Here is a 23,150-nt window from a genome sequence, read left to right on the forward strand (position 1 = left end):
GTTTCCCATCAGACTTAACTCAAATAACTGAGCCCACTCACGCCTAAAATGATCAAAAAGAGCCCCAAAGCCTTCTTGCCGGTGAGCGGTTCTCTAAAAATCAAAACGCCAGACAATGAGACCATCAAGGTCGACAATCCCGACCAAACGGCATAACCGATGCTCACATCTAAACGTTTAAATATTATATTAATTAATACAAAAAAAATACTGTACCCGATGATGACGCCAATGATTGGCTTTTTCTTCTCAAAGCCATCGGATAACTTCAAACAGATGGTGCCTACAGTACTAAACAAAATCGCAATTACCAGCATCAACCAAGGATTAAAACTTTCGATGAATTGAATAAAACCAGTAATGTATTGTGCCATATTTATTTAGAACCCAATATTAAGACGCCAAGAACAATCAGCGCTAGACAAATTGCAATGGGGATGGTGATCACTTCTTTATAGAAAAATAGACCGATCAAGAAGATCAATACCGCACCCGATGCTGACCAAATCGCATAGGTGACTGCAACCTCCATTTTACGCAAACAAAATGTAAAGCATAAAAATGAGACACCAAAAAACACCAACATCAAAACCACAGCCCACCATACGGTTAACCCATGGGCTTCTTTCATCATGACAATCCCAAGCGCTTCAAAAATAATGGCACCAGCTAAGAGTAGTTTTGCAGGCATGTTCTTCTTTATATGTATTCAAAAGATTGTCATTCTAGCATTAAATCATTCAATGTGTGACTTAATCGCATTTTCAAAAATAGATAAATTTTATGCGTTGCCCATTTAATTTTATGGCTAAAGAATCTACAAATGTAGCCGAAAATCATCTACACTTGTAGCCCAAACCCCTGATTTTTACTTGCGTCAAGCCTTGTTGCTTTATTAAGACAAAAGCAAAATTTATGCTTATAATCACCCCATTTATGAACGATTAAATAATGGGAGCAATCTATGGAATTAATCATCACAGCCTTTTTATTGGGGCTTTATGGCTCAGGCCATTGTATTTCGATGTGTGGCCCTGTTGTGGGGATCATTGGCATCAATACACAAAAAAATCATGTGTCCTCAGCATTTTTAACCAACCTTGGGCGCATCACAACCTATTCAATTTTAGGCGTCATCGCAGCCATTTTAAGCATTGCCATCAATGATTTAAAACCCTTACAAATGGTGATGCGTTATTTAGCTGCTGTTTTGATGATCTTTGTGGCACTGCAATTTTTTGGTTTTCCTAAATTTTTGGGCTTTATTGAAAAACCCCTCAAAAGCTTAGCCGCGCCGATCACTCGGTTATCCCAAAAATTCTTCCCCATCACAACGCCATTGCGCGCTTATCTCTCTGGCATGGTGTGGGGATTATTCCCATGCGGCATGGTGTATGCAGCGTTTGCCATCAGCTTAAACGCATCAACCTTCATTGAAGCGCCACTCATCATGTTCAGCTTTGGGCTTGGCACATTCGCAGTGATGGTCTCTCTCTCCATTTTTGGTAACTATGCTGGCAAATGGCTCACATCTCCAAAATTGCGCGCTGCGGCCGGCGTTTTGATTTTAGTGATGACGCTCTTTTACATCGTGCCGATGTTGATGGCAGATTTAGGCCTCAAAGAAGATGCTCATGCCCATCACGGTGGTCATGGTGACCACGGCATGATGATGGATCATGGTGCAATGGACCATAGCAACATGGATCACAACCAAATGAACCACGACACAATGGACCATAGCAATATGGATCACAGCCAAATGCATCATTAATGCTGAAACTTAGCCATCACTCATCAAATGGTGCAATAATGGAAATCATCTGTTATTGCACTTTTTTTTGAAACTTTAATGAGGAAAATACGATGTCTTATCGCATTGATACAGAACTGTTTGGACCTTACGAAAACTTTAGCCACATCCTCATTGATGAGGCCACACAAAAAGCCGTGGTGATTGATCCGGCATGGGATGCAGACTACATCATCAAACGCCTTGAGCGCTTAGGCGTCACATTAGATGCCATTTGGCTCACGCATGGCCATCATGATCACACCAATGCCGTCGATGCCCTACGCGCAAAATTACCTGTGCCCATTTATGCATCCCAAATTGAGATTGATTTCATCAAAAATGAGCCCGCTGCCCTCGCTAGCAAAGTCTTTTTACCGCTGCCTGAGGATGTGCAAGGCTTTCATGATGGAGATCAATTATCTGTCGGAGAAACCCATGTTAAAATCATCCACACACCCGGCCACAGCAGTGGTTCGGTCTGCTTTGAATTGACAGATGACTTAATCACAGGCGATACTATTTTCATCAATGGATGCGGGCGCGCAGACTTACCGGGCTCAAATCCTGGTGACTTATATGAGTCCTTAAGAAAGATTGTTAAAACCGTGCCCCATCATGTGACACTTCACACAGGACACGCTTATGGACCGAGTGATACTGCAACATTAGCTTCACAAATTGAACACAATCCCTATTTAAAACGAGCGAATCGTCAAGAATTTTTGGCCTATCGTATGAATCATTAGGTGGATCAACATTAAGGAGCCTATTATGAACAGTGTATTCATCACCCTCAGCAATCTGGCCGTCTTTGCGGCACTGTTGTATCTTCTCTTTTGGATGCAAAAGAAATATTTTTCATTCGCTAAACGCGTTTTTACCGCCCTTGGCTTAGGTGTTCTCTATGGCCTTGCGATGCACTTTTTGTACACCAAAGGTGCACCGAGCTTAACCAACACCGTCGCCTACATCGACATTGTGGGCACAGGCTACGTCAAGCTCTTACAAATGATCATCATGCCGCTCATTATGGTGTCATTGATCTCAGCCATCATCCGTTTAAAAGAGGGCTCATCTCTTGGTAAGATCAGTGCACTTTCCATCGGTATGCTCGTCATCACCACGATGATTGCAGCCTTTGTGGGCATTGTGGTGGCGCATCTCTTTGGCTTAACAGCTGAAGGCATGGTGGCAGGATCGGCTGAAGCGGCGCGCGGCTCTTATTTAGAAGCCACACAAAGCAATTTAGGCAATCTCTCTTTTGCCCAAATGATCATTGACTTCATTCCGGCCAACCCATTTTTAGACATGACCGGCGCACGCAAAACCTCCACCATCGCAGTTGTGATCTTCTCTGTATTCATCGGGATTGCAGCGATGGGTGTTGCTAAGAAAAAACCCGATCTTTTCAAATCCTTTGAACATTTTATGCAAGTGGCGCATGCCATTGTGATGCGTTTGGTGACCATCATTTTACGTTTAACCCCATATGGCGTTTTAGCGTTGATGGCAAAAATGGTGACCATCTCTGAATTTGCAGAAATTGTTAAACTCATCAGCTTTGTGGCGGCATCTTACGTTGCGTTAATTGCGATGTTCATCATTCATTTGATCATCATCACCGCAACCGGTTTAAACCCCATTCAATATGTGAAAAAAATCATCCCTGTATTGATTTTTGCCTTCACATCACGCAGCAGCGCAGCGTCCATTCCTTTTAACATTCGCACACAAACCCAAGGTTTAGGGATCTCTGAGGGCGTGGCTAACTTCTCAGCCTCCTTTGGCGCCACCATTGGTCAAAATGGTTGCGGCGGTATCTATCCTGCCATGCTTGCCTTTATGATTGCCCCCACAATGGGTGTTGATCCTTGGACACTCAGCTTCATCTTGCCGTTATTGGTGATCATTGCCATCAGCTCTTTTGGTGTCGCTGGCGTTGGTGGCGGCGCAACATTTGCCGCCCTCATTGTGCTTTCTGCCATTGATTTCCCTGTGGCGCTTGCAGGTTTACTCATCTCCATTGAGCCTTTGATTGACATGGGTCGCACCGCATTAAACGTTTCTGGCTCCATCACCGCAGGCACCGTCACTGCACGTGTTTTGGGTGAAATTGACACGGAAACTTTCAACAGCAATGAGCAAGTGCAATTAGACTCAGATGCCAGCACAAATGAGTTGAACTAAGGAGGCGCGTATGAAAATCGTCATCATTGGGGCACAAGCGGCGGGCATGAGCGTTGCCGCAAAGGCCAAACGCATGGATAAAACAGCGGACATTGTGGTGTATGAAGCAAGTGACATCACCTCCTTTGGCGCCTGTGGATTGCCCTATTATGTGGGCGGTGAGTTTGATGATCCACAATATATGTCTGAATTGACGCCTGAGGATTTTGCCAAAAAAGGCATCACGGTTAAAACACTGCACACAGTTGAGTCCATTGATCCTGCTGCAAAAACCCTCAAGGTCAACCATAACGGTGACACATTTGAGGATCAGTATGATCGATTGATGATCGCAACGGGCGGCAGTGCCATTTTGCCACCGATTGAAAACATCACGCTGAACAATGTCTTTACCCTTAAAACCATGGCCGATGGTTTGGCGCTGCGTGAAATTGTGCGCACCGATGCCATCAAAACCGTGACCGTGATCGGTGCAGGCTTCATCGGGCTTGAACTTGTGGAAGCATTGGTTCACCTTGGGAAAACCGTGCATCTTTTTGAGCGTGAAAATCGCCTCATGCCAGAAGCCTTTGAGCCTGAATTTTCAGATCTATTGCTAAAAACATTGCATGCACAAAATAATGTGCATGTACATCTGAACGAGTCAGTCACCAAAATTGAGGGCAATGATACGGTCACTGGCGTCATCAGCGCACAAGGTCATTATCCTTCTGATTTAGTGGTGGTTTGCACCGGCGTTCGTCCAAATACCGCATTTTTAAAAGAGAGTGGTTTAGCCATGTTGCCAAATGGTGCCATCCGCACCAATCAATATGGCCAAACGAATGTGGAGCACATTTATGCTGCAGGTGATTGCGCCACCGTTTGGCATGCACAGCTGCAAACAGATGTGTATTCGCCGCTGGCAACGGGGGCCAATAAACTTGGACGCATCATTGGGGAAAACATTGTGGGCGGCCAAAAAGCCTTTAAAGGGCTCCTCAATGCCGCTGCTGTTCAACTGTTGTCTGTGGAAGCAGGCCGCGTTGGGTTATCGAGCAAAGAGCTCGCAGCCCATAACATTCCTCATCAAAAAGTCATGTTGACGGATAAAAACCATGCCAACTATTGCAAAGGGCAAGCGATGCTCGCCATTTTGCTCTTTTATCATCCTGAGACCAAAGTCATTTTAGGCGCGCAAGTCTTTGGTGAAAATGGTGGCGCCGTCCATCGCATGCATGCATTAAGCGTCGCGATCATGACAAAGCTCACCACTGATGATTTGGCCTTTTTAGACTTTGCTTATGCACCGCCCTTTGCGCGCGTGTGGGATGCTTTGAACATCGCTGGTAGCATTGCTAAATAATCGATGCCATAAAAAACCGCAGCTTGCTGCGGTTTTTTTTATCTATGGTTTTGCTTCAATGCGATAACGCCCTTTGGTCACCATAATGTTTCGAAGCTCAGGGATGTACATGTCCTCTAGCAATGTGATGGGCACCTGATAATTGCCAGGCACTTGTGCCTCTAACACATACGCAAAGCGATATGTTTCCCCTGCTTTAAGGTCAAACGCCGCCACATAACGATCAAAACGATACTCTTCATGGGTGAGCACATTGCGCGTTAAATTCGTCGCATTGTACTGCTCATAAAATTCATCGACATTGTCCGTCACCAAATTTGGATTGACGAGTACAAAACCTGTGGGCACAAAATCAGCGAGCAATGCATTCGGTAGATTCTTTTCAGATTTGAGCGTGACATACACCACAAAGCGCTCACCGACTGACAATGCTTGAGCATCGCCTGTCACATAATCTTTTGCAAAATCCACATTAAAATTGCGTGCATCTAAAGCCTTTGAAGGATAGCCTGAGATTTCATACTCTAAAAAGAGTGGCTCTTGTGCCGTTAATTTGGCAATGTGATTGGCATTGATGGGCTCATCAGGCGTCACTTCATCGGCTTGCCCATTGATCAATACAGATAACGGCACTGTATCCTCAATCGTATCAATGCCCACTTTAATGAGCGCATAGCGCTCTTGCGTACTGAAATATTGTTTTTGATTCAATGCATTATTGAGATCAACATTCAGCTGCTGAGTTTTGGCTACATCTGTAAACAAACCTTTCACCGTCAATTCATTGAGCACATTGATCGCATTTGCTAAAGCCGAAACACGCGTTTGATAAGCCCCAAAATCACGCTGCCAACCCATAAAATCTAAATGATTGAGATAATGGCGGGCAGCCGTTGGGTGACTTAGCATTAAGTTTGCCCCCGCTAAATAAACGCGACTCAAAGGACTCAATGTGGCTGTATAAGACTCTAAAAATGCAATATCCGCACTGAAGATTTTACCTTCACGTGCCAATAACCATACGCCATAACTTAAATGATTGAGCTCCGCTTCACCTAATAGATAAGCACCTTCATTGTTCGATGCTTGATACGTTTCAGTTAAGCGCTGCTTCACATAACGCAATCCTTGATCCACCACCGTTGGGGAGACCAAACTTGGATCCTGCTTCGCCAATTGCGTTAAAAAGTCTAACGCATACACAGAGGTTGGGAAATAACTCTCCCCTACTGTCCAAAATGAGAAACCACCATCCTCACGCTGACGATCAACCAACTGTTTCACCACATCGCGCAGCATCTCTTTTTCCCATGCGGCATACTCTAAGCGCGGACCATTCGCAGCTTGATGGCTCGCTTCATAATTGCGATACACCTGCTCTTTTTGCCCATCTAACAAAGGATTGCTTTTAAACAACCACGGGAAAGCTGCACTGGTTGTTTGCTCAGTACAACCATATGGATAACTGAATAAACCATCCGTATAAGAGAGCACATTCACTTGTGGGTGGCGCGATAATGTCAAACGCTCCTGATAGTTGCGATCAAATGGATCTGTGAGCGCCGCATTTCTCACCCATGTTTGACCTTTAGGCAACAATTCACGTTGATATTGTGTGGTGCGCTCTGTGATGGGATCCGTCCCTAAGCGATAATTGCGCTCTGCTTGATAACTTTTTGCATCAATTGACAATGCAATGTCCGCACCTTGTGTATATTCATGCAATGAAATCGGAATCAAATGCTGACGACTTTCGCCATCTTTTAACGTGACCCTTTCAGTAAAATCCAATGCCAATTCAGGGCTTGTGACATGAATATTCACATCATCTTTTTCACCGCTTAAATTATGCAAAGACAAAGATACATTGCTCTCATCGCCCACGCGAATGAAGCGCGGCGTTACGATGTCCGCCACAATGGGCGCGCGAATGATCATTTTTTCTTGTTGCTCACCCATGCGATTGTTTGAAAAGACTTTCACCTCAACTTGCGCTTCGCCATTAAAATCAGGCAACAATAATGTCACTTCACCTTGTCCATTGTCATCTAAGGCAATGAGCTCACTCATCAGGGAAACGGTTTTCATCTCGGTCATATTGTCAATGCTTAAACCATCTTCAGCAGATGCTTGACCATCTCCCCCGAATTTTGGCACCAATAATGCATAGGCACCACGTTTAAAGAGGCGATTGTAATAGTCGATGATGTCCACGCCATATTTTTGATGGGCAAAAAAGGCATCAAAAATGCTCATGGCGCGTTCAGGAATCATGTTTAAAATGCCTTGATCCGTAATGCTTACAGTGGCATACAGTGACTCTTGATCTGCATTTGGGACAGAAATCTTAATGGTGGTTGGGCGATCCGGCAATGCCACTGTGGTTGCACTGACTTTTGGCGACAATAAACGATCCGCACGATTCAAATGAATGGGAATTAAGCCAAGTGAACGCACCACTTCTTTCTGCTTGGTGGTGGAGAGCAATAAACCCGATAAATAAAGATCATGACGATTCCAATCTGCATTTAATGGCACTTTAACTGTGGTTTTACCCTTTTTCACATTGAGATTTTGGGTATACAACAGTTGCCCGCCCTCTAATATCAACGTGAGATTACCATCTAAAGGCGCATCAATCGTCAGGGTAATGGTTTCACCCGTTTGATATGCCGCTTTATCGGTGGAAAGCGCCAAAGCATTGGGCTTCACCGCTGGCAATTGCCCAGATGATGTGCTTGACCATTCAGCACTGAATGGATATTGCGTCACCATGCGGGAAGATAAATCCTCCACCTCTAAAATATAATTGCCCCAACTGTTGGGATTGACTTGATAAGTGATGGGTTTGCCGGCTGCTGTCACCACTTTTTGTTCACGAATTTGATAATTGTAATTCTCATGGCAATCCCAGCCGCTGTTTGGGTTATAAACCCATGTGCAGGCGCTGTCCTTATACTTTAAGGTGAGCTTTAGATCACCTGTGCCATATTGCTGATTTTGCTTGGCAATGAAAATCTCAAATGTCGCTTCTGCTCCATAGCCGAGCTCATTTTTTCCAAAGAGCGGACGAATCACGGGCACCACATTCGTCGGCCAAAAGTCTGTTTTAAAGCTACGTGTGATGCCACTGGTTTGACCATCTAACACCGTCACATTTGCCGCTAAACCCAAAACAGCAGAAACCGCAGGCAAACCTGATTCCATACCTAAAGATAGGCGCTGCTCGCCTTTACCTTCAGCATTTAATGTACTGTCATAAGCGATTTGATCGGTCACAGCACTGAATGGAAAATCGAGCGTGCCCACATACCAATCGGAATGTCCTTTAAACGGTGTACGATTGACGTGTAAATCCCCTTGAATCTTCACGCCATTGTGACTGGCAGGCGCACCAAAAAGATAGTGGCTATCCATGCCAAGCATCACATCATCACGCAGATCATATTGATCTTTCACGCCAGACAATGTCAGTGCCATGCGCTCTGGCATGAATTCTTCAATGAATAAATTTAACGCACCATTGGGTTTTTCACTGGCGGCATCTGTGCGCACTTCCACGCGATAACGCCCTGTTTTATCCGCAGCACTTGTGGATAAATGGGTTTGATAAAAACCTGCTTCAATGGATTCAACCGTATTGTCATACACCACTTTATGTTCAGGATTAATCAAACGGATGTTGATGGGCTGCTTTGGCAACATTTGCCCATCTTGATTGCGCAGTAAAATGTTCATGGGCATCACCTCACCGGGGCGATAAAGCTCACGGTTACTGTAAACATACGCCACCTGATCACTGTATGGCGCACCATCTACGGCATAATCATTGAGATCAAGGGCAATTTCTTTCAATGGCAAAATGGAAACATCCGAGCCCTTTTTAGCCACCACAATGTCATCACGCGTTAATTTTTGTGGAATGCGACACACGCCTTCCTTAAACCAACAAAGATCTTCAGTAATGGCAACTTTGCCTTGATCATTGCGCCACACTTCAACCGTTGCACCATCAATCGGTGCTCCTGTGGAAAATTGATTGCCCACAATCACTGTTTCATTCGGATACAAACGAGCATGCAACCCCATATCCGTAATGAATAAAATGCGCGTATCTAAATTGCGGCTGATTTCACCAGCAGCATTGACCGTAACAATGTATGCACCGGATGTAATGTTTTGATCCACCGGAATGTTATGCAGTGTTTTTTTCGTAGTATCAATGTGACTTGGGGCACGATAGCGGAAAATGCCCGCAGGTGTCATGTCTTTCACATAGCGGCTCAAATCCCATTGACTGATGTTAGAGCCAATGTAAAAGCGCTCTAAAAATTGTGGTAAATGATCCAGCTTAAAAAACTCAATGTCCACCTCTTCCGTGCCCATCATCTCAATACTGAGCGCACCTTGGGCGATCGGCATCACAGGACCTCTGCCCATGATTTTGACGGAGGAAGACGCTTCACCCACATATACATATTCACGATATTCATTGCCGCCGTGATCCTTAAATGATCCCGACTTCACTAAGTAATCGCCCGCGCCAATTGGATAATATGACAAGCGATAACCATCTTTACTCAAATGCCATTGGCCCTTGGTGTCGGGTTTTCGCGTCCAATCTTCATAATCATATTTTTCAACCACAAAGAGCTTTTGCAATTGATCTTGTTTAAAAACTTGTGGATCATCAAAAAAAACCGTGACGGTTTCTTGATCATCGAATTTGGCTAAATTGATGGAAGCCACTTGAGCTTGTGCAAAAATGGGCACAGCGGCTAAAGCTGTCATAAGGAGCGAGCGTTTCAGGGGGATCATAAAGTATCCTTGATATGGTTAAGTGCTCAAAATTATCTCAAATATTTTCGGCAAATACTATGTTATCCACAGGGAATATTTACTGGATGATATAACGGAAAAATCTTGTTTATCAGCATCATAAAGATTATTAATATAGAGATATCTGCCCCAGATCACACTTTTTACACAAAAAGTTACCCACATTTCCATATCACATAAATATTTGATATGGTTATTAATATATAAAAATTGCTGTATTTATGCACAAAGTTATCCACAGGCTGTGCAGACTCATAAATTTCCCTTATGAGACTGCAAGATTCTCTTAATTAGCCTTTATGTTGTGTGATCGTTAGGATGACTCTATAGATCAATCATCTGAATAACCAATAGAGGAGCTTCATATGTCAGAAAAATATTTAACCAGTGCCAACGGCGCCCCGATTGCCGATAACCAAAACTCCATCACCGCTGGCCGCCGTGGTCCTGTGAGTTTAGAAGATTACCATTTAGTTGAAAAATTGGCGCACTTTAACCGTGAAAACATCCCTGAGCGTCGCGTACATGCCAAAGGTGGCGGTGCACATGGTTTATTTACCGTAACCCATGACATCACGCAATACAGCCATGCAGATTTATTCTCACAAGTGGGCAAAGAAACACCTGTATTCATGCGCTTTTCGACCGTTGGCGGTGAACGCGGTTCAGCCGATACAGCGCGCGATCCACGTGGTTTTGCCGTGAAATTTTATACACAAGAAGGCAACCTTGACGTTGTTGGCAATAATACGCCTGTTTTCTTCATCCGTGATGCCATCAAATTCCCAGATTTCATCCACACCCAAAAACGTGATCCACGCACCAACTTAAAATCACCGCGCGCCATGTGGGATTTCTGGTCTTTATCACCTGAATCTTTGCACCAAGTGACCATTTTATTCTCTGATCGTGGGATTCCAGATGGTTTCCGCCACATGCACGGTTATGGTAGCCATACTTATAGCTTAGTCAATAAAGATGGCGTGCGCACATGGATCAAATGGCATTTTAGAACCAAACAAGGCATCAAAAACATTCATCCAAAAGATGCAGAAGTTTTAGGGGGCACCAACCCAGATTATGCGCAAGAAGATTTATATCATGCCATCGAGAGCGGCAATTACCCTAAATGGGGCGTATATATCCAAGTGATGAGCGAAGAGGAAGCAGCCAATCGTGAAGAGAATCCTTTTGACGTAACAAAAGTGTGGTCACACAAAGAACATCCTTTAATTGAAGTGGGTGAAATTGTGTTAAATCGCAATCCTGACAACTACTTTGCAGAAGTGGAACAAGTGGCCATGGCGCCAAGCAACGTGGTTCCGGGCACAGGTTTATCACCCGATAGAATGCTACAAGGTCGTATTTTTGCATATGCAGATGCGCAGCGTTATCGCATTGGCACCAATTATCAACAGTTGCCTGTGAATGCACCAAAATGCCCATACCACAATTATCAACGTGATGGCGCCATGCGTTTTGATGGCAACCAAGGCAGTGCACCTAACTATGAACCCAACAGCTTCAGCGATGCGCCAAAGCAAACGGATCATAAAAATCCAGCCTACAATGTTGGGCAAGATGGTGCCGTTTACCAATATGATCATCGTGAAGATACGGATTATTACAGCCAAGCGGGTAACTTATTCCGTTTAATGAACGATGAGCAAAAGCAATTGTTGATCGATAACTTAGTGGATTCTATGCGCACCGTTGATGAATACATTCAACGCCGTCAGATCGCGCATTTCCTAAAAGCGGATCAAGCTTACGGTGAAGGCGTCGCTAAAGGCCTTAACATCAAATTGTAATTGTCAGTACTCCCCCACTGACATTGAGTTTTGCCACATGCTTGCATGTGGCTTTTTTGATGGGAAATCCGCTACAATTAACTTCCTCTTCTCATTGATGCCTTTTATGCGTGCATTTATCCTTCGGCTCATCACCCTTCTTTGCGCCTCATTTGTGGGCTTAGTGCTGCTCTTAATTACGGCATTCATGCTCTTTAATCACTTTTATCCCTTGTCGATTCCGAAAATTAAACCTTCGGTTGTTGTGGTGGATCAAAAAGGTGAAGTGCTCAGGCAATTTGCCGATTCAGAAGGCATTTTCCGCCATTGGGTGACACTGGATGATGTGAATCCGAATTATCTCAATGCATTGATTCACTATGAAGATCGCTATTTTTATCACCATTTTGGCATCAACCCATTAGCCACATTGCGCGCCTTTGGGCAATGGGTGGGACAGCGTAAAATCATCTCAGGCAGCTCAACCTTAACCATGCAAGTGGCGCGTCTACTCTATCCGCATGAACGCACTTTTATGGGTAAGATCGAACAGATGTTTCGAGCCATTCAGCTTGAACAACAGCTGACGAAAGCGGAAATTTTAACCCTGTACATCAACATTGCACCGATGGGCGGCAACATCGAAGGGGTGCAGGCTGCCAGTTGGCGTTACTTTGGTAAAGATGCTGCGAGCCTTAACATCGCAGAAAGTGCATTATTGGTGGCATTACCGCAGCGCCCGAGCGTGTATCGTCCGGATCATTCATTGACCAAAGCCCTGTACGCACGCAATAAAGTCTTGGCACGCTTGGCAGATTTTGGCGAAATTTCTCCCACAGATGCCCTTCGCTATCAACAAGAACCCATCAATTATACGCCCTCAAGCACGCAATTTTCCGCACCTTTATTGGCGGAAAATTTAAAGCAACAATCCGATCAACATGTGATCCACACAACGCTGGATGGTCAATTACAACGCAAAATTGAATCCCTCCTTCACTCACAGAGTAAAACATGGCCTGCAAAAGCCTCAGGTGCTGTGTTGGTGGTGAATAATCACACTCATTCAATTGCTGCTTATGTGGGATCGGCTGACCTTTTTAATGCAGAGCGCTTTGGTTATGTGGACATGGTGACGGCGATTCGCTCGCCAGGCTCAACATTAAAGCCCTTTGCTTATGGCATGGCGATGGATTATGGCATCATCCATGAGGCGAGCCTCCTCACGGATGTGCGCCGCGGCTTTGATGGCTATTATCCCAAAAACTTTGACAATGAATTTAGGGGCGCTGTGCCAATGTTTCGTGCACTTCAGCTCTCTTTAAATGTGCCAGTTGTGCAAGTGTTTCAACATTTAACGCCCCATTATTTCACCCAAAAATTGCGCCAAAGTGGCATTGAGCTCTCTATTGATTACCCAACCCTCAGCATGATTTTAGGCGGCGTTGGCATTTCGCTGTGGGAGCAAGTGCGCTTATTTTCAAGTTTATCCACAGACGGACAAATTTATCCGATGACAGTTACGCCAAAAACTGTCACCAGTACAGGGCAAATTTTATCGCCAGAAGCCGCTTGGATCACCCATAAAATCCTCAGCCAAACACGACCTGCCAACCGTTTTAATCCCCGTAAAATTGCATGGAAAACGGGCACAAGTTATGGTTATCGTGATGGCTGGGCACTGGGGACAACTGCTGATTGGACAGTAGGCGTGTGGGTTGGGCGCCCAGATGGCGTACCGAATGTGGGTGCACTCGCCAATCGCTATGCAACGCCGCTCCTGTTTGATGTCTTTAATCTATTACCTAAAGATCAAACAACCCTCACAAAGCCGCGCGGCATTACGACAGAAACCATTTGTTGGCCAAGTGGCCGTAACATTACAGATGTACCGATTGAAGCCTGTGAACAGCAATACACCATCGATGCCATCAATGGACAAACGCCGCCTACGCTCTATGATTCCCCGGGAGAAATGCCCCATTTTGGTTGGCCGCAATTGCTCACGGATGCGCCTTTACTGCTGCAATCGGCAGAGATTTTAACGCTACAAAATCAGAGCATCATTTATAAAAGCCCCTATTCGATTGCCCTAACGGCACGCGGTAATCCGCCGTTTCGTTGGTACTTAGATGGTCAATTGCTTGAGCACAATGAGCTGGATGTTCCAAACTTAGCGCTTGGGCAACACACTTTAAGCGTACAGGATCACGCACAAAAAGTGCATCGCATTGTGTTTGAAGTGCGCGAGTGATAAATGCCGTATAATGATTCTTTAATGACGCATGAGGGCCACTATGAAAGATAAACTCTCGGCGATGATTCGCGAAGCCATCGCCGTCAATGAACGTTCATTCCCATGGGAGCGCGCCATCGGCGCAGGCATTGCCATGACGCTGCCCATTTTTCTAGGCTTATGGCTGAACCAATTGCCTTACGGATTAATGGCAGGGCTTGGCGGTTTTACCTACCTCTATGCATTTAGGCTGCCATATGCCCATCTCTCTAAGCGCCTATTATTTGTGGGCATTGCCATGGTCATGGCCTCTTTATTAGGCTCAATCACAGCCCCTTATCCCATTGCCGTTGCTGTCGTGATGGGTTTAATTGCTGCCGTTACGCTCTTTATTTTCAATGCGCTTAAATTCATTGGGCCTTCAGCCATCTTTTTTGTCCTAATTTTTGCCCTCACGGCGGACATGCCACATGTGGATTTAACCGGTGCCTTGATGCGCGCCGGTTTAGTGAGTTTAGGCGCCGCGCTCTCTTGGCTCATTGCCATGAGCGGCTTTTTGATTCATCCTCATCGCCCAGAGATTCAATCCCTACAAAAAGCGTATCAGCAACTCATTCAATTAACAGAAAAAGCCGGCACCGATGCATTTCATGGTGAAAAGTATAAAGCAATGGCAGCGTTTAAAGAGGCTCATGAAACCTTAATGGCAGGACGTTTGCCGTGGTCACCTTCTGAAACCTATCGCCGATTGTTACATTTAGCGGTTGCGGGCAATGAATACTTAATTGAGCTCTCTAACCGTGAAGAGCAGACACCCTGCCCCATGCCAACAGAAGCAAGCGCCTATTTAACGGAAATTTTACGCAACCTCACATCTTTTAAACAGACATCTACATTGCCTAAACCACCGGCGGATGTCCCACTTGTGGATAACTTTATCGCCATGCATGCTGCCTTAACGGCGCCGATGACATCGCTCCCTGCCCTAACGGCTGATGATCAAGTGAGCATTCGCATGATTTTAGCCCAAGCCCTCGATCGTAACTCCTTGGTCTTTTTAACTGCGGTGCGCTTTGGCATCATCACCACCATTGCTTCCCTCATTGCGCATGGCTTTGATTTTACCCGCTCTTATTGGATTCCCTTATCGTGTGTGGCTGTCATGTCCGGTGCATCGATGGTGGCGACACTTCACCGCGCCCTGCAACGCGCCCTTGGCACGATGATCGGGATCATCATCGCAAGTTTAATCCTCTATTTTGAACCCACTGGCTACCCAATTGCCCTCTGTATTTTGCTTTTGACCATCATGACGGAGCTTTGCATCGTCAAAAATTATGGCTTAGCGGTGATCTTCATCACGCCCAATGCATTGCTATTGGCAGAAACCATTTCTGCAGGCGACTTCTCATTTTTCCACTTTGCAGGCGCACGCATGTTAGATGTGGCCATTGGCAGCATCATCGGGATCATTGGCGTAATGATCATGGGTAAACGCTCAGCCTCAATGCGCATGCCGCGAATTTTAATGCGCACCCTTCGCAGTCAATCACAAATGTTATTGCTATTGTTTGGCCCACACAATAAAGAGAGCGAAGCTCAACTTAAAATCCGCAGCCTAAAAATGCAAACCAATCTTGCCAATCTCACCGCGCTCTATACAGCAGCCATTGGGGAGATCCCAAAAAACAAAGCATTAATTGAATATTATTGGCCCATCATCTATTCCCTTGATAAGCTCTCGGTACTCCTTGAGCGAGCGGCACACATGCAAAATCGCCCCACATTGAGCCCGGAAGCGCTGGCCCATTTACTCTATTTATTTGAAACATTGGCCAATCATACCCAATCTTCCATTTCATATGAGCCTTTGTCGATTCCGGCGCTTCCGGGCTTTTCGAGCATCGCAAAGGAAATTGATGTGTTACAATCCGCCTTTAAGTCAGAGACAACCGCAATATGATCGAACAACCGCATTTTGAAATACGCTTAACCCGCAATGATGATTGCGAACATTTGCCAGAAGTGGAGCGCTCAGCTGCTGCGCGTTTTGCGAGCATTCCAGAATTGGCATGGATTGCCACGGCAGATGTCCACTCTGTGGAAGATCATCAACGCTTTGTCACTCAAAAAAACAGTTGGGTGGCCATCCATGATGATCAACCGATTGGTTTTATCAGTGGCGTGCAAATGCAAGATGCCTTTCATATTTGTGAGTTTTCCGTGCGCGAAGAGTGGCAAAGTCAAGGCGTTGGCAAAGCGCTGATGCAAGCTTTAGAGGCGGACATGCAAGATAAAAATGTCACCAACATTACACTCACCACCTTTAGAAAAGTGGAGTGGAATGGCCCGATGTATGAGCATTTAGGCTTTGTGGAAATTCCAGACACCGAGCTCTCCCTCTTTTTATTAGATGTGCTTGGCGAAGAGACTGAGGCGGGTTTTTTACCAGATCAGCGCTGCGCAATGCGCAAAAACCTCACTTAAGGTTGTGTGTCTTTTAAGCCATGTTTGCCATGTGATGAGATGATGTATTCACCATTTGAGGCTTCATAACGATACAATCGCCCCCAAGGATCGACAATCAAACGCTCAGCAATATAAGGCCCATGCCAATTGACCACTTGAGGATTCATGATCAAGCTTTGTAAGCCCTGCTCTGTCGTCGGATAATGGCCCACATCTTTATAATAAAGATTGAGCGCCCCTTCAATGGAGCGAATGTTTTGCTTCACTGACACCCATTTACTGTCATCATCAAAGCCCAAAAACTTTTGCCCCAAGATGGTGACCACAATGGCGATGATCACCGAAATGATCATCAACTCCACTAAAGACAATGAGCGCTTATAAAACGCCCCAAGTGCATGATTGACCATGAATCAACGCACCAATGCTTTAAATTCAGTAAAGTATGTGGGGAAGGTTTTATTGACGCACGCTGGATCCTCGATGATCACAGGCACTAAAAAGCTGCACAATGAAAAACACATCGCCATGCGGTGATCATCATAAGTGCCAATGGAGACATTTTCATTGAGCTGATCAACGGGTGTAATCACTAAATAATCTTCGCCTTCTTCAACAATCGCCCCCAATTTTGTGAGCTCTGTGGCCATGGCATGAATGCGATCGGTCTCTTTAACGCGCCAACTGCCAATATTGCGAAGGGTTGTGGTGCCCTTTGCAAAGAGTGCAAGCACAGCCAATGTCATGGCTGCATCGGGAATGTGATTGCAATCTAAATCAATGGCGCGCAATCCTGATGCAGGCCTTGTCACCACGACATGATTGCGATGCCACTCAACTTCTGCCCCCATCATTTCAAGGGCGCGCAAAAACTCCACATCGCCTTGGATGGTCTGTGTGCTGATGCCTTGCAACGTAATCTCACCGCCAATGGCGCCAAGGGCTGCAAAATAAGAAGCACTTGATGCATCACCCTCAACATCATAATGCGCCACCGCTTGATAAGTTTGCCCTGCCGGAATGTAAAACGATTGCCAATTGCGATTTTCCACCACAATGCCAAAGTCTTTGAGCATCGCTAAAGTGATGGTGATGTAAGGTTTTGAGATCAATTCGCCATCAATGTGAATGGTCATCGCCTTTTGTGTCATCGGAATGGTCAAAAGGAGCGCCGTTAAAAATTGGCTAGACACCGAGCCTTTGACTGACACTTCTGCATGCATCACCTCTGCATCAAAAATCTCAAGGGGCGGATAACCTTCGTTGTCTAAATAGTGGATCATTAACCCCATCGATTGCAAGGCTTCCACCAAATCTTTGATCGGACGTTCATGCATGCGCGGGATGCCACGCAATACATAATGACCTTGGTTGAGAGCAAGCGCTGCTGTTAATGAGCGAAATGCCGTGCCTGCATTGCCTAAAAAGAGTTCTGCCTCTTTAGTCGGTAGATGACCTTGATTGCCTTCAATGATGCATTCTGTCGGGCTGATGCGTTCAATTTGAATGCCAAGCGTGAGTAAAGCTTCAGTCATATAGCGCACATCATCACTGTCTAATAAACCCTTCAAATGGGTTTTACCATCGGCCAATGCGGCTAATAATAGCGCACGATTTGAAATACTTTTTGAGCCGGGTACGGTCATTGTCCCTGCTGCGTGTGTCACTTTAGAAAGCGCTAATGTTTCCATACATCACCCATTTGATCATCATTGAATTAGAAATATACAACATATCATACAAAAAGTGCCCTAAAGTTTAACACTGAAGGGCACTTGTGACTATGGTCTGATGTGTGGATCAACACGCATCGATCATTGGGCTCTCTGCAGGCGTTAAGTTCAAACGCTCAAAGAGTGCATTGTCCACATCTTCATCTGCATTGGGGCTGGTTAATAATTTAGCGCCATAGAAAATGGAGTTAGCACCTGCCATAAAGCATAACGCTTGCAATTCAGAACTCATGCTTTCACGGCCAGCCGATAAACGCACCATGGATTTTGGCATCATGATGCGCGCCACAGCAATCGTGCGTACAAAGTCAAAATCATCCACAGGATCATTGCCACCTAATGGCGTGCCTTGAATCGGGATCAAGCGGTTAATTGGCACACTTTCTGGCGGTGTGAGCATGTTCGCTAATTGCACCAAAAGGGATGCGCGATCCTTTTGTGATTCGCCTAAACCGATGATGCCGCCTGAACAAATCTTCATGCCAGAGTTACGCACATGATCTAATGTATCTAAGCGGTTTTGATAATTATGCGTGGTGACAATTTCACCATAGAATTCAGGGGAAGTGTCTAAGTTATGGTTGTAGTAATCTAAACCCGTATTTGCCAACTCATTTGCTTGCTCTGCTGTGAGTTGGCCAAGCGTCATACAAGTTTCCATGCCAAGGCCTTTGACCTCTTCAATCATTTTTTTGATGTAAGGCATGTCACGCGGTTTCGGGTTACGCCAAGCCGCGCCCATACAAAAACGGCTCGCGCCATCTTCTTTCGCTTTTTTTGCAGCCTCGATGACTTTTTGCACTTCCATCAATTTTTCTGCTTCTAAACCTGTGTCATGATGCACACTTTGCGAGCAATATTTACAGTCTTCAGAGCAGCGACCTGTTTTAATGGATAACAAACGGCTCACTTGAATTTTGGTTGGGTCAAAATGCTGACGATGCACCTGCTGGGCTTCGAACAATAATTCAAACAGTGGTTTTTTAAAGAGCGCATCGGCTTCTTCAATGGTCCAAACTTTTTTACTCATACGATTCTCAGATTAATAATAATGGTAACGCCCCATATCATAGAGGAAAGTTGGGCTGAATGTAAACCAGAATTAAATTCATATGATTTACATAACTCAGCCTCATCAAAATACCAATTGTGTTAAATTGTGATCATAAAAACCCATGAACAACAATCAAAATGAGGATGCTATGAATTATCTAAAAGTATTAGAAAAACAATTTAAAGAAAAAAATGACAGCTTGCCGGCAGAAGTTCAACACCGCATTTATCGCACATTGAGTTGGCTCAACAGTGCCGAGCGTTTACGTACGCCCGTGCCGCATCCAAGCAAACCGAATAAACATAAATTACCCGACACATTAGACATGCAATTTATGAATCTATGGGTGGCATTTAATGCCATTTATGCCTGCCAAGGGTTTCAGGATGACAAAGAGCGCTTTAAAGACTTCATCCACATCATGGTGCAAAAAGAGGGCGATAAATTAGAGAAGATTTTATGGGATCTATTCTCTTCTCAAATTCATATGTTCTTGAAAAATCACTACGCATTTCGCCCGTTTTGGGATTATCACAATCAAGAAACCGATCAACCTGAAAGTTATTGGCGCGCTCGCTTTGAAGATGAAAACATCAAAGCAAATCAATCTCTTAAAAATCATGACACCAAAACATTGCTCCTCATTTTGTTTGAGCGCATTTATACCCTTCGCAATCAAATTTTTCATGGGGGTTCTAGCTTTGGCAGCCGTTTAAACCGCAAACAATTACAACAAGCCTGCGGTTTACTCAGCCATTTAGTGCCAGTGTTTGCCATTGTGGTGCTCAATAATCCTGAAGATCCCATTTGGGGTCGCCCATTTTATCCGGTGATTCATGATTAATAATGCGAAAATGGGCATAAAAAAACCTCGGCAGTGCCGAGGTTTTTTGTATCACTTATTCGTGATGTTTCACGTGAAACGATAAATCATCGCCAATGAGCACATGATCTTTTGGCTTAAATTCACCATTTAAGAAGGATTTCGCCAATGGATTTTCTAGATGAATCTGAATCGCACGTTTCAATGGACGCGCACCAAAGACAGGATCATAACCCACTTCGCCCAACTCATCTAATGCACCATCTGTGATGGCCAACTCAATCTCTTGATCCGCTAAACGTTTGATCACGCGATCCACTTGTAATTTTGCGATCGAACGAATGTTCTCTTTATTGAGCGGATGGAAGACCACAATGTCATCAATACGGTTGATGAATTCAGGTCTAAAATGTTGCCCAACCACATCCATCACAGAGGCTTTAATCGCTTCGTACTGATCTTTCTCATCCATGTTCGAAAGCGCATGGGTTTGCTCTTGAATGATGCCGGAACCTAAGTTGGATGTCATCACAATCACCGTATTTTTAAAGTCCACGGTGCGGCCTTGGCCATCGGTTAAGCGACCATCATCAAGCACTTGCAAGAGAATGTTAAACACATCCGGATGCGCTTTTTCCACTTCATCCAACAAAATCACAGAATATGGACGGCGACGCACTGCTTCAGTTAAATAACCACCTTCCTCATAACCCACATAGCCTGGAGGCGCACCAATTAAACGTGCCACGGAATGTTTCTCCATGAACTCGGACATATCAATGCGGATCATTGCGGCTTCTGAGTCAAACAAGAAGTTTGCCAATGCTTTGGTCAATTCTGTTTTACCAACACCCGTTGGCCCTAAAAATAGGAAGGAACCAATCGGACGATTAGGATCAGATAAGCCCGCACGGGAACGGCGCACGGCATCAGACACCGCAGAGATCGCCTCTTTTTGCCCAATCACTTGGTTCGCTAAGAAGCTTTCCATGTGCAAGAGTTTTTCGCGTTCACCTTCTAGCATGCGCGTGACCGGAATGCCTGTCCATTTAGAGACAATTTCTGCAATCTCTTCGGACGTCACATTCGTGCGCACGAGCTGATTTTTACGTTCAACATCCCCTTCATTTGCCTGCGCTTCTTTAAGCTGTGCTTCTAATTCAGGAATGCGACCATATTGCAACTCACTCATTTTCGCTAAATCCCCAGAGCGACGAGCCGCCTCCATTTCATTGCGCGCTTTTTCTAAGTCTTCCTTAATGGAAGTTGCGCCTTGCATCACGCTTTTCTCTTTTTTCCAAACCTCTTCAAGGTCTGAATACTCTTTTGATAAGTCTTCAATCTCTTGCTCTAAGATTTCTAAGCGTTTTTTAGAGGCATCATCTTTCTCTTTTTTGATGGCTTCGCGCTCGATTTTCAATTGAATCAAACGGCGATCTAATTTATCCATCTCTTCAGGTTTAGAGTCGATTTCCATGCGCACCAAACTTGCCGCTTCATCGATAAGATCAATCGCTTTATCGGGCAATTGGCGATCCGTGATGTAACGGTTTGATAAAGTTGCCGCAGCAACAATCGCAGGATCCGTAATTTCCACACCATGGTGGATCTCATAGCGCTCTTTTAAACCACGCAAAATGGCAATGGTGTCTTCAACGGTCGGTTCATCCACCAATACACGTTGGAAGCGGCGCTCAAGTGCTGGATCTTTCTCAATGTATTGACGATATTCATCAAGCGTTGTCGCACCAATACAGTGCAATTCACCACGTGACAATGCAGGTTTTAACATGTTACCTGCATCCATTGCACCATCGCCTTTACCGGCACCCACCATCGTATGAATTTCATCAATGAATAAAATGATGCGGCCATCTTGTTTGCCAAGCTCATTGAGCACAGCTTTTAAACGTTCTTCAAACTCACCGCGGAATTTTGCCCCTGCGATCAATGCGCCCATGTCTAAGGATAAAACGGATTTGTTCTTTAAGCCTTCTGGCACTTCGCCATTGACAATACGCTGCGCTAAACCTTCAATGATGGCGGTTTTACCCACACCCGGTTCACCAATCAACACAGGGTTATTTTTTGTGCGGCGCGACAAGACCTGAATGCAGCGACGAATCTCATCATCACGGCCAATCACAGGATCGAGTTTGCCCTCTTCAGCACGCTTTGTTAAATCCACCGTATATTTAGAGAGCGCCTGACGGTTCTCTTCAGAATTTGCATCATTCACCGATTCACCTCCGCGTAAATTGTCAATCACGGTTGATAATGTCTCTTTTTTCAAACCAGCATCTTTTAAAAGGTCAGTAAGCGCCCCTTTCTCTTCTAAAATGCCAAGCAAAAAGATCTCTGAGGAGATGTATTGATCCCCACGCGCATTCGCTGCTTTTTCCGCGGCAATCAATGTACGCTGAAATGCTTTACTCACTTGAAAATCATTGGTGCCCTCAACTTGTGGCATTTTTTTAACCAATGCTTCGACATCATCTGTCAAACGATTCACATTAACGCGACATTGACGCAAAATTGGCAACACTGAGCCATCTTTTTGCTTGAGCATGGCAAGCAATACATGGGCAGGTTCTAAAAATTGGTTGTGATGCTCAATGGCAATGCTTTGAGCCTCTGATAATGCTGATGTTAAGGTTGTTGTAAATTTTTCTGAACTCATCGTTGGTTCTCCTTATCAGTAATTTTTATTAATCTTTGCTGATTAACATAATGGGACTGAAATTAAAAAAAACAAGAGCGATTCACAAAGTTATCCACAGCTTTTTTGAGGTGCAAAAAAACCCCGATCAGAACCGGGGTTTAATTCAATAGAAAGATACGTTTTAATACTTATATTCACTCTCAGTTGAGAACAATAT

15 protein-coding genes and 1 pseudogene are annotated in these 23,150 nt (G+C 44.8%); 9 read left to right on the forward strand and 7 right to left on the reverse strand.

Features of this window, described 5'->3' with window-relative positions; translation table 11 throughout:
* Nucleotides 1–14: 14 nt before the first annotated feature.
* A complete protein-coding gene (locus B9T20_RS07610) occupies nucleotides 15–374 on the reverse strand; it encodes a multidrug efflux SMR transporter (RefSeq protein ID WP_094490502.1) in 360 nt (119 codons plus the stop codon).
* A 2-nt stretch (nucleotides 375–376) separates the two neighbouring features.
* Nucleotides 377–691 carry a multidrug efflux SMR transporter gene (locus tag B9T20_RS07615; protein WP_008316030.1) on the reverse strand — a complete coding sequence of 105 codons (315 nt, stop codon included), beginning with the start codon at nucleotides 689–691 and terminating at the stop codon, nucleotides 377–379.
* 273 nt (nucleotides 692–964) lie between these two features.
* Here B9T20_RS07615 and B9T20_RS07620 point away from each other — a divergent pair, with 273 nt between their 5' ends.
* The 4 genes from B9T20_RS07620 to B9T20_RS07635 all read left to right on the forward strand — a co-directional run bounded on the left by B9T20_RS07620 (nucleotide 965) and on the right by B9T20_RS07635 (nucleotide 5,327).
* Nucleotides 965–1,774 carry a sulfite exporter TauE/SafE family protein gene (locus B9T20_RS07620; protein ID WP_094490503.1) on the forward strand — a complete coding sequence of 270 codons (810 nt, stop codon included), beginning with the start codon at nucleotides 965–967 and terminating at the stop codon, nucleotides 1,772–1,774.
* A gap of 92 nt (nucleotides 1,775–1,866) precedes the next feature.
* Nucleotides 1,867–2,541 (forward strand): MBL fold metallo-hydrolase, encoded by a 675-nt coding sequence (locus B9T20_RS07625; protein WP_094490504.1) that lies wholly within the window; start codon nucleotides 1,867–1,869, stop codon nucleotides 2,539–2,541.
* Between the two features lie 25 nt (nucleotides 2,542–2,566).
* The gene (locus B9T20_RS07630) at nucleotides 2,567–3,982 is read left to right on the forward strand and encodes an L-cystine transporter (protein WP_094490505.1); all 1,416 of its coding nucleotides are present in this window, start codon (nucleotides 2,567–2,569) and stop codon (nucleotides 3,980–3,982) included.
* 10 nt (nucleotides 3,983–3,992) lie between these two features.
* Complete coding sequence (locus B9T20_RS07635; RefSeq protein WP_094490506.1) at nucleotides 3,993–5,327, forward strand: CoA-disulfide reductase; 1,335 nt, start codon at nucleotides 3,993–3,995, stop codon at nucleotides 5,325–5,327.
* 42 nt (nucleotides 5,328–5,369) lie between these two features.
* Here the strand turns inward: B9T20_RS07635 and B9T20_RS07640 are convergent, their stop codons facing one another.
* Entirely contained in the window at nucleotides 5,370–10,145 is a 4,776-nt protein-coding gene (locus B9T20_RS07640) for an alpha-2-macroglobulin (protein WP_094490507.1), read from the reverse strand.
* 386 nt (nucleotides 10,146–10,531) lie between these two features.
* Here B9T20_RS07640 and B9T20_RS07645 point away from each other — a divergent pair, with 386 nt between their 5' ends.
* The 4 genes from B9T20_RS07645 to B9T20_RS07660 all read left to right on the forward strand — a co-directional run bounded on the left by B9T20_RS07645 (nucleotide 10,532) and on the right by B9T20_RS07660 (nucleotide 16,679).
* Nucleotides 10,532–11,977, forward strand: a complete 1,446-nt coding sequence (locus B9T20_RS07645; RefSeq protein WP_008316024.1) for a catalase — start codon at nucleotides 10,532–10,534, stop codon at nucleotides 11,975–11,977.
* A gap of 106 nt (nucleotides 11,978–12,083) precedes the next feature.
* A complete protein-coding gene (gene pbpC, locus B9T20_RS07650) occupies nucleotides 12,084–14,210 on the forward strand; it encodes a penicillin-binding protein 1C (protein ID WP_233491638.1) in 2,127 nt (708 codons plus the stop codon).
* 43 nt (nucleotides 14,211–14,253) lie between these two features.
* A complete protein-coding gene (locus tag B9T20_RS07655) occupies nucleotides 14,254–16,155 on the forward strand; it encodes an FUSC family protein (RefSeq protein ID WP_094490509.1) in 1,902 nt (633 codons plus the stop codon).
* Nucleotides 16,152–16,679 carry a GNAT family N-acetyltransferase gene (locus B9T20_RS07660; protein WP_094490510.1) on the forward strand — a complete coding sequence of 176 codons (528 nt, stop codon included), beginning with the start codon at nucleotides 16,152–16,154 and terminating at the stop codon, nucleotides 16,677–16,679. The genes B9T20_RS07655 and B9T20_RS07660 overlap by 4 nt, the downstream gene beginning before the upstream one ends.
* Here the strand turns inward: B9T20_RS07660 and B9T20_RS07665 are convergent.
* From B9T20_RS07665 to bioB, 3 genes and pseudogenes are all read right to left on the reverse strand, one after another.
* Nucleotides 16,676–17,071: a type II secretion system protein GspG gene (locus tag B9T20_RS07665; RefSeq protein ID WP_094490511.1), complete on the reverse strand. Its 396-nt coding sequence runs from the start codon at nucleotides 17,069–17,071 to the stop codon at nucleotides 16,676–16,678. The two genes, B9T20_RS07660 and B9T20_RS07665, sit on opposite strands and share 4 nt — an antisense overlap.
* 3 nt (nucleotides 17,072–17,074) lie before the next feature.
* Nucleotides 17,075–18,352, reverse strand: a complete 1,278-nt coding sequence (aroA, locus tag B9T20_RS07670) for a 3-phosphoshikimate 1-carboxyvinyltransferase (protein WP_094490512.1) — start codon at nucleotides 18,350–18,352, stop codon at nucleotides 17,075–17,077.
* Between the two features lie 139 nt (nucleotides 18,353–18,491).
* Nucleotides 18,492–19,424 (reverse strand): annotated as a pseudogene (bioB, locus tag B9T20_RS07675) (biotin synthase BioB); the annotation flags it as partial.
* Between the two features lie 172 nt (nucleotides 19,425–19,596).
* Here bioB and B9T20_RS07680 point away from each other — a divergent pair.
* Nucleotides 19,597–20,292, forward strand: coding sequence for a HEPN domain-containing protein (locus tag B9T20_RS07680; protein ID WP_008316015.1), 696 nt, complete (start codon nucleotides 19,597–19,599; stop codon nucleotides 20,290–20,292).
* A gap of 55 nt (nucleotides 20,293–20,347) precedes the next feature.
* Here the strand turns inward: B9T20_RS07680 and clpB are convergent, their stop codons facing one another.
* Nucleotides 20,348–22,951, reverse strand: coding sequence for an ATP-dependent chaperone ClpB (clpB, locus tag B9T20_RS07685; RefSeq protein WP_094490513.1), 2,604 nt, complete (start codon nucleotides 22,949–22,951; stop codon nucleotides 20,348–20,350).
* Nucleotides 22,952–23,150: the final 199 nt, after the last annotated feature.

The organism is Wohlfahrtiimonas sp. G9077, from assembly GCF_002252155.1.
Lineage (GTDB): Bacteria > Pseudomonadota > Gammaproteobacteria > Cardiobacteriales > Wohlfahrtiimonadaceae > Wohlfahrtiimonas.

What these genes read in the sequence shown, in the direction of transcription:
- B9T20_RS07610 (WP_094490502.1), bottom strand. Translation starts at nt 374, where the DNA reads ATGGCACAATACATTACTGGTTTTATTCAATTCATCGAAAGTTTTAAT.
- B9T20_RS07615 (WP_008316030.1), bottom strand. Translation starts at nt 691, where the DNA reads ATGCCTGCAAAACTACTCTTAGCTGGTGCCATTATTTTTGAAGCGCTT.
- B9T20_RS07620 (WP_094490503.1), top strand. Translation starts at nt 965, where the DNA reads ATGGAATTAATCATCACAGCCTTTTTATTGGGGCTTTATGGCTCAGGC.
- B9T20_RS07625 (WP_094490504.1), top strand. Translation starts at nt 1,867, where the DNA reads ATGTCTTATCGCATTGATACAGAACTGTTTGGACCTTACGAAAACTTT.
- B9T20_RS07630 (WP_094490505.1), top strand. Translation starts at nt 2,567, where the DNA reads ATGAACAGTGTATTCATCACCCTCAGCAATCTGGCCGTCTTTGCGGCA.
- B9T20_RS07635 (WP_094490506.1), top strand. Translation starts at nt 3,993, where the DNA reads ATGAAAATCGTCATCATTGGGGCACAAGCGGCGGGCATGAGCGTTGCC.
- B9T20_RS07640 (WP_094490507.1), bottom strand. Translation starts at nt 10,145, where the DNA reads ATGATCCCCCTGAAACGCTCGCTCCTTATGACAGCTTTAGCCGCTGTG.
- B9T20_RS07645 (WP_008316024.1), top strand. Translation starts at nt 10,532, where the DNA reads ATGTCAGAAAAATATTTAACCAGTGCCAACGGCGCCCCGATTGCCGAT.
- pbpC (WP_233491638.1), top strand. Translation starts at nt 12,084, where the DNA reads ATGCGTGCATTTATCCTTCGGCTCATCACCCTTCTTTGCGCCTCATTT.
- B9T20_RS07655 (WP_094490509.1), top strand. Translation starts at nt 14,254, where the DNA reads ATGAAAGATAAACTCTCGGCGATGATTCGCGAAGCCATCGCCGTCAAT.
- B9T20_RS07660 (WP_094490510.1), top strand. Translation starts at nt 16,152, where the DNA reads ATGATCGAACAACCGCATTTTGAAATACGCTTAACCCGCAATGATGAT.
- B9T20_RS07665 (WP_094490511.1), bottom strand. Translation starts at nt 17,071, where the DNA reads ATGGTCAATCATGCACTTGGGGCGTTTTATAAGCGCTCATTGTCTTTA.
- aroA (WP_094490512.1), bottom strand. Translation starts at nt 18,352, where the DNA reads ATGGAAACATTAGCGCTTTCTAAAGTGACACACGCAGCAGGGACAATG.
- B9T20_RS07680 (WP_008316015.1), top strand. Translation starts at nt 19,597, where the DNA reads ATGAATTATCTAAAAGTATTAGAAAAACAATTTAAAGAAAAAAATGAC.
- clpB (WP_094490513.1), bottom strand. Translation starts at nt 22,951, where the DNA reads ATGAGTTCAGAAAAATTTACAACAACCTTAACATCAGCATTATCAGAG.